This window comes from Polaromonas sp. YR568, from assembly GCF_900116715.1.
Classification (GTDB): Bacteria; Pseudomonadota; Gammaproteobacteria; order Burkholderiales; family Burkholderiaceae_C; genus Polaromonas.
Genome location: NZ_FPBM01000005.1, coordinates 335,554 through 347,858 on the forward strand (window position 1 = coordinate 335,554; position 12,305 = coordinate 347,858).

Genomic DNA, 12,305 nt, shown 5'->3' on the forward strand with positions numbered 1-12,305 from the left:
TTTTTTCTTCAACGAAAAAACCACGAACTGACCCAGGTAACCCCGCTTTATGTCCCTTTAGAGTCAGTCAACCTGTAAGTAAAAGTTAGTTTGGACGCACACTGGGGCAACCGGCCTCTCTGCCGTGCGGCCGCAAACGCGGTTCTATCCACAACTACTGGGGTAATCAAACATGATGGTTTATTGGCGTAATGTCGCGGTGCTGACAGGCACCGCGCTGGCTCTGGGTTCCACCATGGCGCAGACCGAAAGCCCTCGTCCGCAGGCAAAGGCCAAGGCAGCCGCGGCGCCCGCCGCTGCCGAAAAATTTTCAGGTCCACGCGAAAAGATGGTCGTGGCCATGCCCAAGACCTATGGCAAGACCGAGACCATGGCCTTGTGGGGCGACTACTTCAGCCACCTCTCGCGCTGCGCGAACGTGGAGCTGCAAAACGCCCAGGGCGATTCGCTCGAGCGCACCAGCAATGTCGACATCCTGGGCGAAAAGGAACTGGTCGAAGCCCTGTCGACCGGCAAAGCCCAGATCGGGCAGGTGAACCCCGGCCTGGCCGCGCAAATGGTAACCGCCGGGCAAGCCGCACCCTTCGGCGTGCCTGGCAACAAGGCTACCGGCCAGCGCAACTCGTACAAGCTGATTTTGATCACCCGTATCGACAGCCCATACAAGGAACCCAAAGACCTGATCGGCAAGAAGATCGCGCACACGACGCCGACCTCGAACTCGGGCAACCTGGCGCCGCGCGTGCTGTTCCCGGCGCTGGGCCTGACGCCTGACAAAGATTACGAAGTGGTGTTCTCCAACGGGCACGAGCGCTCAGTCACCGGCGTAATGCACGGCTTCTTCCCGGCGGCAGCCGTGGCCAGCGATTTATATCAGCGCATGGTCGTTAAAGGCGACGTGAAGGGATCGAGCATCCGCACCATCTGGGAAAGCCCACCCTTCATGACGGAAACCTGGACCATGAACAAGGACGTCTCGCCTGAGCTGCAGGCACGCGTCAAGAAGTGCTCGTTCAGCTACACCTTCTCGCCCACGCTGAAGAAACAGCTGCCTGGCAACGACACCTTCCTGCCGATCAACTTCGATCGCGATTTTGCGACGGTGATGCAGGTCTACCGCGCCACCCAAAAGAAGTAAAACCGCCACGCAAAACAAAAGCCCCGCTCGCGGGGCTTTTTTTATGGGCGGTACCTTGCTGCGGCTTACTTCATGCCGCCGAAAACCTTTTTAAGAATGGCACTGCCGGTGCCCACCGGGTCCTGGCGGATTTTCTTTTCTTCTTCACCGATGATGAGGTAAAGGCCGTCCAGCGATTTGCCGGTGACGTATTGCTGGATGTTGGCGTCTTCTTTCTTGACGAGGCCGAATCCGGCCGCCTTGCCGGCGAATTCGTTGTATTTGTTGGCCAGGCCGACTTTTTCGGTCGCCTTGGTCACCACGGGTAAAAACTTCACGCCCAGCGGGGCGCGGGTTTTTTCGGCGAAGAAGGTGGTCACCGAGGTTTCACCGCCCGTGAGGATGTTCTTGGCATCGGTCACGTTCATACCCCTGACGGCGCTGACCAGCAGGTCTTTGCCCATGGGCACGGCGGCTTCGGCGGCGCGGTTGATGGAGGTGACCAGTTCGTCGATGCGCTTGCCCTGGCCGAAGTTTTTCAGCAGTTTCGACGCATCTTCAAGATATCCGGGCAAAGGAATGCGAACTTTTGGGTTTCCGAGGAATCCATCTGTCTTGCCCAGCAGGGCGACGGCTGCAACCGCGCCTTTTTCGAGGGCGGTTTTCAGGCCGGCGCTGGCGTCGGCATTGCTGATGCCGGACAGGTCGCCCAGCGAAAGTGCGTGGGCCTGGTGGTAGGTGGCCAATATCAGTGCGCCCAACGCGCTGACGCCGGCCTGGTTAAAATTGCGACGTTGCATGATGAGGTCCTTCCGATGAAATTGACATCCAGCCTGACAGTATGCCGCATGGCACTGGCCGGCGTTTTGGCTCTGGCGGCCCTCGCCAGCCTGCCCGGATGCAGCGGCGCGCAAGCCGCGCCGGACTCGACCTTTGTGTTGCTGGACGGCAGCAAAAAGACCACCGCCGACCTCAAAGGCAAGGTCACCCTGGTCAATTTCTGGGCCACCAGCTGCGTGACCTGCGTGGCGGAAATGCCCAAAGTCATATCCACTTACAACAAATACCAAAGCCAGGGCTACGACACCCTGGCCGTGGCCATGAGCTACGACCCGCCCAGCTACGTCGTCAATTACACCGAGACCCGCAAGCTGCCTTTCAAGGTAGCCATTGACAACACGGGCGCAGTCGCCAAGGCCTGGGGCGATGTGCAGCTCACGCCGACGACCTACCTGGTCAACAAGCGCGGCGAGGTCGTGAAGAAGTATGTGGGTGAGCCAGATTTTGCGGCGCTGCACCAGTTGATTGAGAAGCTGCTGGCTGAGACCTGAGCGTTTCGCCCACTCCAAAAGGAAAGCCGGTTCGTTTGAACCGGCTTTTTTGTTGGTCAACCCCGAAGCGGGATACCGCAATTCAAGCAGGGGCCGCGGGACTGGCTTTGCCAGACCGCAGGCGCCGCCCCCTTGAGGGGGAACAGGCTACACGCAGTGAGCCTGGACGGGGGTGTGGGTTATTGCGCCCGGAAATTGTCGTGGCAGGCCTTGCAGGTGCCGGCGGTCGAGGCGAAGGCGGTCTTCAGGTTGTCCAGGTTGCCGGTTTTGGCAGCAGCGGCTAGCTTGCCCGTCTCAACGACCAGCTTTTCGTGGCCTTCCTTGAACTTGGCCTGCTCGGTCCAGACTTCAGGCTTGGCCTTGGTGTTGCCCTTGTCGGTGCCCGCCACAAAGCCGGCCCAGGGTAGTTTGGCCATGTCGGCCACGATTTCAGCGTTTTCGGCAGCGACTTTGGCGTCGAAAGGCACACGGCCGTTGGCCATGGCGCCGACCCGGCCGAAATGCTGGCTCATCACAAACAGCGCGCTCTGGCGGTATTTGATGGCGTCTTCAGGCTTGGCAAACTGCGCCGAGGCCGGGGCGGCCAGGGCCATCAAGGTCGCGGCCGCAGCGATACAGGCAAATGCTTTCATGGTTTTCCTCGTAGGTTTGTTCTTAAGATGGGGGCAATGGCAACGCAGCTTGCCTGTTGCCATGTGGCTGAGTTTAGCGGCGGGCCATAAGTTCCGCAGGAACTTATGCTCTACGGGAAAGCACCAAGCCTGCAGCGCGGCAGCCACGGACAATGCCTTAGAACCTGTTCATGATCTAAACGGGGCCGCGTTGGGGTGCAATCGGGATGAGTGGGCCGACCGGGCACGCCGCATGAGCTCATGCCCATGCAAGGGCCTGGGTGGCTCAATCGCCCGATTTCACCCCAACCCGGAGGGCAAGTGCCTTCTCGGGCGGTCTGCGGCGTTGCGGCGCTAGCCCATAGATGAACTATGGGCGTCGCACCGCGCCTTGCATCCCATCCCGAGAAGGCGCTTGCGCGGCCCCGTTTAGACCATGAACAGGTTCTCTAGAACAACCCACGAGAACGAGGAGTGAGCATGTACACCAACAAGAATCTGCACAAGGTGCGCGTCTGGGATTTACCCACCCGCTTTTTTCACTGGGCGCTGGTCGCCTGCGTGATCGGCCTGGCCATTACCGGCACCCTGGGCGGCAACGCCATGGTCTGGCACTTCCGCTTCGGTTACACGGTGTTGGCTTTGTTGCTGTTTCGCATCGTCTGGGGTTTTGTGGGTGGGCGCTGGTCCCGCTTTGGTGCGTTTATCTATGCGCCCCAGAGCGTCATTAACTACCTCAAGGGGCGCGGCAAGCCCGAGCATGGCGTGGGCCACAGCCCAATCGGCGCCGGTTCGGTGTTTGCGATGCTGGGTTTTTTGATCGCCCAGGTGGGCACGGGCTTGCTGAGCGACGATGAAATCGCCTTTGCCGGCCCACTGACGCGCTTTGTCTCTAACGCCACGGTGAGCCTGACGACCAACTATCACAAGAACATCGGCAAATGGGTGCTGCTGGCGCTGGTGGTGCTGCACATCGCGGCCATCATTTATTACCTGAGCCGCAAGCACAAGCTGGTGAGCGCAATGCTGCACGGCGACAAGGAGCTGGTGGTGCCTGCGCCGCCTTCGCGCGATGACACCGTGTCGCGCGTCGCGGCGGTGTTGATCCTGGCGGTTTGCGGTGGCGTGGCGTACTGGGTGTCTACGCTGGAGGCCGCGCCGGGGTTCTGACCCAATGGCGGGGCGGGGCGGCCGGCCCGCTGCGGCAGCGAATCACGGTAAACTGGTTTTCCGCTTTTTGCCTGCCGCCTACCCCGTGCAACGCCCCAATATCCAGTTCATTACGCCCGACACGCCTGAGCAATTGGCCGCCACGCGGCTGATTTTTCGCGAGTACGCCGAGCAGCTGGGCATTGATCTGTGCTTCCAGAACTTCGAGGCCGAGCTGGCCGAGTTGCCGGGCGAGTACGACGAGCCCGAGGGCACGCTGCTGCTGGCCCTGGTCGATGGCGAAGTCGCCGGCTGTTGTGCGTTGCGCGCGCTGGACTCTGTCGATTACCCGAACGCCGGCGAGATGAAGCGGCTCTATGTGCGCAACGCATTCCGTCGCTTCGGTTTGGGCCGGCAGCTGGCGGAGGCGATCCTGGAGGCGGCGCGTGTCGCGGGCTACAGCTCGGTGCTGCTGGACACGCTGGACGATATGGAATCGGCCCGCGCCTTGTATGCCGAGCTGGGCTTTACGGAGATTCCGCCCTACTATCACAACCCGATAGCGGGGGCTCACTATCTCAAGGTTGATCTCTAGATTTTCCGAAAGCGAAAACGAAAAAGCCACCGGGCTTGCGCGCGGTGGCTTTTTTTCTTTGACGGTGAGTCCGCTCTCAGCCCTTGGCTTGCGCCAGCAGCGTGGCCGCATCGCTGACTTCAAACTTGCCGGGGCCTTCGACATTGAGGCTGGCCACTTTGCCGTCTTTGACGAGCATGGAATAGCGGTTGCTGCGCAGGCCCATGCCGCGAGCGGTCAGGTCCAGCGTCAGGCCGGCGGCCTTGGCGAAGTCCGCGCTGCCGTCAGCCAGCATGCGAACCTTGTCGCCGGTCTTCTGGTCGCGCGCCCAGGCGCCCATGACAAACGCGTCGTTCACGCTCAGGCACCAGATCTCGTCGACGCCGGCGGCCTTGAGTTCAGCAAACTTCTCGACGTAGCCGGGCACATGCTTGGCCGAGCAGGTGGGCGTGAACGCGCCGGGCAGGGCAAACAGGGCGATGGTCTTGCCAGCCGAGGCCTTGGCTACGTCAACCGGGTTGGGGCCGATGCTGCAGCCATTGCCTTCGACTTCGGAAAATTCCATCAGCGTGGTGGCCGGAAGGGTGTCGCCTACTTTGATCATGGTGTGCTCCTCAAGAATGGGTGGGTTGGAAAATCAACCCCCGAAGTGTAGTGCGGCGGCAGCTAGCGTGTGCTCACTGTGCGAAAAGCGGCTTGAGCGTGAAGGTCATGCAACGAAAGGCTGGGAAAAGCGACGAACTGTGAACACCCCGTGGCTGCCGCACAAACAAAAACGGCCCACCGAAGTGAGCCGTTTTTAGAGCTTGACCTGAGTCAGCCTTGAGTTGAACTCAAAACTTAAACGATCACTGCCTTCTCAACCAGACGGGTCACGACCCAGTTCTTGGTCTTGGAGATAGGACGGCTTTCGGTGATCTCGATCACGTCGCCCGTGTGGTACTCGCCCTTTTCGTCATGGGCGTGGTACTTGCTGGACAGCGATACGATCTTGCCGTACAGCTCGTGCTTCACACGACGCTCGACCAGGACCGTCACGGTCTTGGCGCGCTTGTCGCTCACCACCTTGCCGATCAAGGTGCGCTTGAGGGATTTTTTAGCTTCCGTCATTTTTTGGCTCCTTGCTTGACGATGGTTTCGGCCAGGATAGTCTTGGCGCGAGCGATGCTGCGACGCGTGGAACGCAGCGTGGAAGTGTTGGTCAGTTGCTGCGTGGCTTTTTGCATGCGCAGGCCAAAGTGGGCTTTTTGCAGCTCTTTGACTTCGGTTTTCAGGCCGGCAACGTCTTTTTGGCGCAGTTCAGTAGATTTGGTCATTGTCATTTCCCCTTACTGGCCAATCATGCGGCTGACGAAGGTGGTGCGCAGCGGCAGCTTGGCAGAAGCCAGGCGGAACGCTTCGCGGGCCAGTTCTTCAGGCACGCCGACGATTTCAAACACGATCTTGCCGGGCTGGATTTCAGCCACGTAGTACTCTGGGTTACCTTTACCGTTACCCATACGCACTTCAGCAGGCTTTTGGGAGATCGGCTTGTCCGGGAAGACACGGATCCAGATACGGCCGCCACGTTTGACGTGACGGGAAATCGCACGGCGTGCGGCTTCAATTTGACGAGCAGTCAGGCGACCACGGTCGGTGCATTTGAGACCGAAGTCACCGAACGCAACCGAGGAACCCCGGGTTGCGACGCCGGTGTTGCGGCCTTTTTGCTCTTTGCGGTATTTTCTGCGAGCGGGTTGCAGCATTTTGATTCTCCGTTAATAGACCGATTACTCGGTCTTGGCACCGTCAGCTGCTGCAGCTGGCGCGGCTTTACGGACGCGCTTAACGGTGGTTTTCGGGGCTTCGCTACCTGGGGTAGCTTCAGCCGGCTTGTCGCTTCCATCTACCGGAGCGGTGTTGGTCGCACCGCGAGGCGCGCGAGCACCACGTGGAGCAGGACGGTCGGAACCAGGACGATCGCCAGGACGTGCATCACGGCGTGGGCCGCGCGGCTTGCGTTCTTCGTCGGCCGGCGTTTCCACCATCTTGGCGCCTGGCGCATCGTTGCGGCCCAGCGTGTCGCCCTTGTAGACCCAGACCTTGACGCCGATCACACCATAGGTGGTCTTGGCTTCAGAGGTGCCGTAGTCGATGTCGGCGCGCAGGGTGTGAAGGGGCACGCGACCTTCGCGGTACCACTCGCAACGAGCGATTTCAATACCATTGAGGCGGCCGGACGACATGATCTTGATGCCCAGGGCACCCAGACGCATGGCGTTTTGCATGGCGCGCTTCATCGCACGGCGGAACATGATCCGTTTTTCAAGCTGCTGCGTGATGCTGTCAGCGATGAGCTTGGCATCAATTTCAGGCTTGCGAACTTCTTCGATGTTCACGGCGACCGGCACGCCCAGCTGGCGGCTCAGTTCTTTCTTGAGGTTCTCGATGTCCTCGCCTTTTTTGCCGATCACAACACCCGGACGTGCCGAGAAAATCGTGATGCGGGCGTTCTTGGCGGGGCGCTCGATCAGAACGCGCGAAACCGCGGCGTTCTTGAGCTTGGCCTTGAGGTACTCACGAACCTTGATGTCTTCAGCCAGCATGCCGGCGAAATCACGGTTGCTTGCGTACCAGCGGCTGGCCCAGTTGCGGCTAACTGCAAGGCGAAACCCGGTTGGGTTGATTTTTTGTCCCATATCCTGCTGCCTTTAGTTGCCAACCACCACGTACACATGGCACGTGGGTTTGCTGATGCTGTTGCCGCGGCCTTTTGCGCGCGCGGAGAAACGCTTGAGCGTGGCACCTTGTTCGACGTAGATGGTTTTCACCTTCAACTCGTCGATGTCGGCGCCATCGTTGTGTTCAGCGTTGGCGATGGCGGACTCAACAACCTTCTTGATGATTCCAGCAGCTTTTTTCTGCGTGAAATTCAGGATGTTGAGGGCTTGATCCACTTTCTTGCCGCGGATCAGGTCAGCGACCAGACGGCCCTTGTCGACCGACAGACGAACGCCCCGGAGGGTTGCACGTGTTTCCATGGTCTTTTCCTTACTTTCTCACAACTTTTTTATCAGCCGGATGACCTTTGAAAGTCCGGGTGAGTGCGAACTCGCCCAGCTTGTGGCCAACCATTTGATCGGTGATGTAGACAGGTACGTGCTGCTTGCCGTTGTGAACGGCGATGGTCAAGCCGATGAACTCGGGCAGGATCATGGAGCGACGCGACCAGGTCTTGATCGGCTTTTTGTCCTTGTTGGTAACGGCCTTGTCGGCTTTTGCTACCAAATGATGGTCGACAAACGGACCTTTTTTGAGTGAACGTGTCATGGGTTAGCCTTACTTCTTGCGACGCGAAACAATCATCACTTGCGTGCGCTTGTTGTTGCGGGTGCGGTAGCCCTTGGTCAGGTTACCCCATGGATCGACAGGATGACGGCCTTCGCCGGTCTTGCCTTCACCACCACCGTGCGGGTGGTCAACAGGGTTCATCACCACACCGCGAACGGTCGGGCGAATACCCATCCAGCGCTTCACACCGGCCTTGCCGAGACGGCGCAGGCTGTGTTCTTCGTTGGCGACTTCACCAATGGTGGCGCGGCACTCGATGTGGATCTTGCGAACTTCACCGGAGCGCATACGCACCTGGGCGTAGGTACCTTCGCGGGCCAGCAGCGTTGCCGAGGTGCCGGCGGAACGGGCGATTTGCGCGCCCTTGCCGATTTGCATCTCGATGCAATGGATGGTGGAACCCACAGGGATGTTGCGGATAGGCAGCGTGTTGCCGACGCGAATCGGCGCTTCCGAACCGCTCACCAGCGTGGCGCCGACTTCAAGGCCGCGAGGGGCGATGATGTAGGTGCGCTCGCCGTCGGCGTAGCAAAGCAGGGCAATGTGGGCCGTGCGGTTGGGGTCGTACTCGATGCGTTCGACCTTGGCCGGAATGGCGTCCTTGTTGCGCTTGAAGTCCACCACACGGTAGTGGTGCTTGTGACCGCCGCCTTTGTGGCGCGTCGTGATATGCCCGTTGTTGTTACGGCCGGCCTTCTGGAATTGTGGCTCCAGCAGCGGCGCGTAAGGCTCACCCTTGTGCAGATGATCCCGGGAGATCTTCACCATCCCGCGCATGCCGGGGGAGGTGGGTTTCATTTTAATGACAGCCATTACGCAGACTCCCCACCGAGGTTGAGTTCCTGACCCGGCTTGAGCGTCACGTAGGCCTTGCGAACGTTGTCGCGGCGGCCGACGGATTTGCCAAAGCGCTTGGTCTTGCCTTTGATGTTGAGGACGGCAACCGACTGGACATCCACCTTGAACATCAGCTGCACGGCAGCCTTGATTTCAAATTTGGTAGCGTCCTGCAGCACCTTGAAGGTCACGGCATTGGTCTTGTCCGCAATCATCGTGGCCTTTTCAGACACGATGGGAGCGACCAGAACCTGCATCAGGCGGCCTTCGTCGAATTTCAGAGAAGATGGGTTACGGACGCTCATGCGAACATCTCCTTGAGTTGGTCCATGGCAGCCTTGGTGACCAGAACCTTCTTGTAGTGAACCAGCGACACCGGATCGGCGTAACGGGGCTCCACCACGAGGATGTTCACCAGATTGCGGGAAGCCAGGTAAAGGTTTTCATCAACCACATCAGCGATGACCAGCACCGAGTTGAGGTTCATGGCCTTGAATTTGTCAGCCAGGACCTTGGTCTTGGGAGAATCCACAGCCAGGGAGTCAACCACAGCCAGGCGGCCTTCGCGCGCCAGTTGCGAGAAGATCGACGCCATGCCGGCGCGATACATCTTCTTGTTGATCTTCTGGGTGAAGTTTTCGTCAGGCATGTTCGGGAAGATACGACCGCCGCCGCGCCACAGTGGCGAAGACGTCATACCAGCACGTGCACGACCGGTGCCCTTTTGCTTAAAAGGCTTCTTGGTCGAGTGACGAACCTGCTCACGGTCCTTCTGGGCCCGGGTACCCTGGCGGGCGTTGGCCTGGAAGGCCACGACCACCTGGTGAATCAGGCTTTCGTTGTATTCGCGACCAAACACGGTATCGGGCACGTCCACTTTGGACGAAGCCAGACCTTGGTCATTCAGGAGTTCGACCTGCATCAGTTCGCTCCTTTAGCAGCGGTGGTGGGCTTGGCTTTGATCGCGGCACGAACCGTGACAAAACCGCCTTTGGAACCAGGCACAGCGCCGCGAATCATCAGCAGCTGACGGGCTTCGTCGATGCGCACGATGTTCAGGTTTTGCGTGGTCACGGTGACGTCACCCAGATGACCCGTCATGCGTTTACCAGGAAACACACGGCCGGGATCTTGCGCCATACCGATAGAGCCGGGAACGTTGTGCGAACGGCTATTACCGTGCGACGCGCGTTGCGAGCTCATGTTGTGGCGCTTGATGGTGCCGGCGTAGCCTTTACCGATGGAGGTGCCTTGCACGTCCACCAGCTGGCCCACGGCAAACACGTCGGCTGCGGGCACAACAGTACCGGCAGCGTATTTGCCTGCGACGTCAGCCGTCACGCGGAATTCTTTCAGGATTTCACCAGCTTCAACGCCTGCTTTCGCAAGGTGGCCGGCGGCCGGCTTGGTCACGCGCGATGCTTTGCGTGCGCCAAATGCCACTTGGAGGGCATCGTAGCCGTCATTTGCTTCGGTTTTAACCTGGGTCACGCGGTTGTTCGATACATCCACCACGGTGACAGGAACTGTGTCCCCATCATCCGTAAACAGACGCATCATGCCAACTTTGCGGCCCAGCAACCCGAGGGAGTTGCTCAGACTCATGATGTGTTCTTTCGTAACTTTCACCGCTGCGACTTCAATTGGCCACAGACGTTTTGATGTGAAAGACAGTTAATAAAACCGCCCTATCCATGCAGACAAGAAGCCAACATGCAAAGGACAGCCCAAGAGTATAGCCCAGGCCGCCAAAAATGGCAAACCCGGGCTAAAACCTGTCGATTTGGGGCCCGGCTTGTGGCCGAAACCCCGATTTTTTGCTTACTGCAGCTTGATTTCGACGTCCACGCCGGCTGGCAGGTCGAGCTTCATCAGGGCGTCCACGGTTTTGTCCGTAGGGTCCACGATGTCCATCAGACGCTGGTGCGTGCGGATTTCCAGCTGGTCGCGGCTCGTCTTGTTGACGTGGGGCGAACGCAGGATGTCGAAACGCTTCATGCGGGTTGGCAGGGGCACGGGGCCCTTGACAATCGCACCGGTGCGCTTGGCGGTGTCAACGATTTCAGCTGCCGACTGGTCGATCAGCTTGTAATCAAACGCCTTCAGGCGAATGCGGATTTTTTGCTTGGTGGCCATGGTAATTCCTTAAAGATTTGCAGAATTACGCAATGATCTTGGCGACGACGCCGGCGCCGACGGTCTTGCCGCCTTCGCGAATGGCGAAGCGCAGACCTTCTTCCATGGCGATCGGGTTGATCAGCTTGACGGTGATCGACACGTTATCGCCTGGCATGACCATTTCCTTGCCTTCTGGCAACTCGATCGCACCGGTCACGTCCGTCGTGCGGAAGTAGAACTGGGGACGGTAGTTGTTGAAGAAAGGCGTGTGACGGCCGCCTTCGTCCTTGCTCAGAACGTAGATCTCACCGGTGAAGTGCGTGTGCGGCTTGATGGAGCCGGGCTTGCACAGCACCTGGCCGCGCTGCACGTCTTCGCGCTTGGTGCCGCGCAAGAGGATACCGACGTTGTCGCCAGCTTGACCCTGGTCCAGCAGCTTGCGGAACATTTCCACGCCCGTGCAGGTGGTCTTTTGCGTATCAGCGATACCGACGATCTCGATTTCTTCGCCGACCTTGATCACACCGCGCTCGACACGGCCGGTCACGACGGTGCCGCGGCCGGAGATGGAGAACACGTCTTCCACCGGCATCAGGAAAGCGCCGTCAACGGCACGCTCTGGCAGGGGAATGTAGGTGTCCAGGGCTTCGGCCAGCTTCAGGATCGCGCCTTCGCCGAGGTCGCCCTTGTCGCCTTCCATGGCCAGCTTTGCCGAGCCGTGGATGATAGGGGTCTTGTCGCCGGGGAAATCGTACTTGTCCAGCAGCTCGCGCACTTCCATTTCAACGAGTTCGAGCAGTTCGGCGTCGTCCACCATGTCGCACTTGTTCAGGAACACGATGATGTAAGGAACACCCACCTGGCGGGCCAGCAGGATGTGCTCGCGGGTCTGGGGCATGGGGCCGTCAGCGGCCGAGCACACCAAAATGGCGCCGTCCATCTGGGCTGCGCCGGTGATCATGTTCTTCACATAGTCGGCGTGGCCTGGGCAGTCCACGTGAGCGTAGTGGCGGTTAGCCGTTTCGTACTCGACGTGAGCCGTGTTAATCGTGATACCGCGTGCTTTTTCTTCAGGCGCCGCGTCAATTTGGTCGTAGCCCTTGGCTTCGCCGCCGAATTTGGATGCCAGAACGGTCGTGATCGCCGCCGTCAGCGTCGTCTTGCCATGGTCCACGTGGCCAATCGTGCCGACGTTGACGTGCGGCTTGGTCCGCTCAAATTTGCCTTTTGCCATTTTT

Annotated in this window: 19 protein-coding genes; 4 read left to right on the top strand and 15 right to left on the bottom strand. The window is 59.4% G+C overall.

Going from position 1 to position 12,305, the window contains the following annotated elements:
- The first annotated feature begins 172 nt into the window (after positions 1-172).
- Complete coding sequence (phnD, locus tag BM408_RS13525; RefSeq protein ID WP_092130375.1) at positions 173-1,138, top strand: phosphate/phosphite/phosphonate ABC transporter substrate-binding protein; 966 nt, start codon at positions 173-175, stop codon at positions 1,136-1,138.
- A 65-nt stretch (positions 1,139-1,203) separates the two neighbouring features.
- On the opposite strand, the gene BM408_RS13530 is transcribed toward phnD, so the two are convergent.
- Positions 1,204-1,917: a DUF4197 domain-containing protein gene (locus BM408_RS13530; protein WP_092130376.1), complete on the bottom strand. Its 714-nt coding sequence runs from the start codon at positions 1,915-1,917 to the stop codon at positions 1,204-1,206.
- Positions 1,918-1,965: 48 nt separating this feature from the next.
- Between BM408_RS13530 and BM408_RS13535 the strand changes: the two genes are divergently transcribed.
- On the top strand, positions 1,966-2,448 hold the full coding sequence (locus BM408_RS13535) for a TlpA family protein disulfide reductase (protein ID WP_371327017.1): 483 nt from the start codon (positions 1,966-1,968) through the stop codon (positions 2,446-2,448).
- A gap of 179 nt (positions 2,449-2,627) precedes the next feature.
- Here BM408_RS13535 and BM408_RS13540 read toward each other — a convergent pair whose 3' ends face one another.
- Positions 2,628-3,080 carry a c-type cytochrome gene (locus BM408_RS13540; protein WP_092130378.1) on the bottom strand — a complete coding sequence of 151 codons (453 nt, stop codon included), beginning with the start codon at positions 3,078-3,080 and terminating at the stop codon, positions 2,628-2,630.
- A 459-nt stretch (positions 3,081-3,539) separates the two neighbouring features.
- Here BM408_RS13540 and BM408_RS13545 point away from each other — a divergent pair, with 459 nt between their 5' ends.
- Positions 3,540-4,229: a cytochrome b/b6 domain-containing protein gene (locus BM408_RS13545; RefSeq protein ID WP_092130379.1), complete on the top strand. Its 690-nt coding sequence runs from the start codon at positions 3,540-3,542 to the stop codon at positions 4,227-4,229.
- Between the two features lie 85 nt (positions 4,230-4,314).
- Positions 4,315-4,803 carry a GNAT family N-acetyltransferase gene (locus tag BM408_RS13550; protein WP_092130418.1) on the top strand — a complete coding sequence of 163 codons (489 nt, stop codon included), beginning with the start codon at positions 4,315-4,317 and terminating at the stop codon, positions 4,801-4,803.
- A 76-nt stretch (positions 4,804-4,879) separates the two neighbouring features.
- Here BM408_RS13550 and BM408_RS13555 read toward each other — a convergent pair whose 3' ends face one another.
- The 13 genes from BM408_RS13555 to tuf all read right to left on the bottom strand — a co-directional run bounded on the left by BM408_RS13555 (position 4,880) and on the right by tuf (position 12,301).
- Entirely contained in the window at positions 4,880-5,386 is a 507-nt protein-coding gene (locus BM408_RS13555) for a peroxiredoxin (protein WP_092130380.1), read from the bottom strand.
- A 236-nt stretch (positions 5,387-5,622) separates the two neighbouring features.
- The gene (gene rpsQ, locus BM408_RS13560) at positions 5,623-5,892 is read right to left on the bottom strand and encodes a 30S ribosomal protein S17 (protein WP_092130381.1); all 270 of its coding nucleotides are present in this window, start codon (positions 5,890-5,892) and stop codon (positions 5,623-5,625) included.
- On the bottom strand, positions 5,889-6,098 hold the full coding sequence (gene rpmC, locus BM408_RS13565) for a 50S ribosomal protein L29 (protein WP_011481236.1): 210 nt from the start codon (positions 6,096-6,098) through the stop codon (positions 5,889-5,891). The genes rpsQ and rpmC overlap by 4 nt, the downstream gene beginning before the upstream one ends.
- Before the next feature lie 12 nt (positions 6,099-6,110).
- Positions 6,111-6,527 carry a 50S ribosomal protein L16 gene (gene rplP / locus BM408_RS13570; protein ID WP_007866520.1) on the bottom strand — a complete coding sequence of 139 codons (417 nt, stop codon included), beginning with the start codon at positions 6,525-6,527 and terminating at the stop codon, positions 6,111-6,113.
- Positions 6,528-6,551: 24 nt separating this feature from the next.
- Positions 6,552-7,460 carry a 30S ribosomal protein S3 gene (gene rpsC, locus BM408_RS13575; protein WP_092130382.1) on the bottom strand — a complete coding sequence of 303 codons (909 nt, stop codon included), beginning with the start codon at positions 7,458-7,460 and terminating at the stop codon, positions 6,552-6,554.
- Between the two features lie 12 nt (positions 7,461-7,472).
- The gene (gene rplV, locus BM408_RS13580) at positions 7,473-7,802 is read right to left on the bottom strand and encodes a 50S ribosomal protein L22 (protein WP_007866508.1); all 330 of its coding nucleotides are present in this window, start codon (positions 7,800-7,802) and stop codon (positions 7,473-7,475) included.
- A gap of 10 nt (positions 7,803-7,812) precedes the next feature.
- Positions 7,813-8,091: a 30S ribosomal protein S19 gene (rpsS, locus tag BM408_RS13585; protein WP_007866503.1), complete on the bottom strand. Its 279-nt coding sequence runs from the start codon at positions 8,089-8,091 to the stop codon at positions 7,813-7,815.
- Positions 8,092-8,100: 9 nt separating this feature from the next.
- A complete protein-coding gene (rplB, locus tag BM408_RS13590; protein ID WP_092130383.1) occupies positions 8,101-8,925 on the bottom strand; it encodes a 50S ribosomal protein L2 in 825 nt (274 codons plus the stop codon).
- Positions 8,925-9,254: a 50S ribosomal protein L23 gene (rplW, locus tag BM408_RS13595; RefSeq protein WP_092130384.1), complete on the bottom strand. Its 330-nt coding sequence runs from the start codon at positions 9,252-9,254 to the stop codon at positions 8,925-8,927. Before rplW ends, rplB begins: the two co-directional genes overlap by 1 nt.
- Positions 9,251-9,871: a 50S ribosomal protein L4 gene (gene rplD, locus BM408_RS13600; protein WP_011481230.1), complete on the bottom strand. Its 621-nt coding sequence runs from the start codon at positions 9,869-9,871 to the stop codon at positions 9,251-9,253. Before rplD ends, rplW begins: the two co-directional genes overlap by 4 nt.
- Positions 9,871-10,554 (bottom strand): 50S ribosomal protein L3, encoded by a 684-nt coding sequence (rplC, locus tag BM408_RS13605; protein ID WP_011481229.1) that lies wholly within the window; start codon positions 10,552-10,554, stop codon positions 9,871-9,873. Before rplC ends, rplD begins: the two co-directional genes overlap by 1 nt.
- A gap of 216 nt (positions 10,555-10,770) precedes the next feature.
- The gene (gene rpsJ, locus BM408_RS13610; RefSeq protein ID WP_007838118.1) at positions 10,771-11,085 is read right to left on the bottom strand and encodes a 30S ribosomal protein S10; all 315 of its coding nucleotides are present in this window, start codon (positions 11,083-11,085) and stop codon (positions 10,771-10,773) included.
- A gap of 25 nt (positions 11,086-11,110) precedes the next feature.
- A complete protein-coding gene (tuf, locus tag BM408_RS13615) occupies positions 11,111-12,301 on the bottom strand; it encodes an elongation factor Tu (RefSeq protein ID WP_092130385.1) in 1,191 nt (396 codons plus the stop codon).
- Positions 12,302-12,305: the final 4 nt, after the last annotated feature.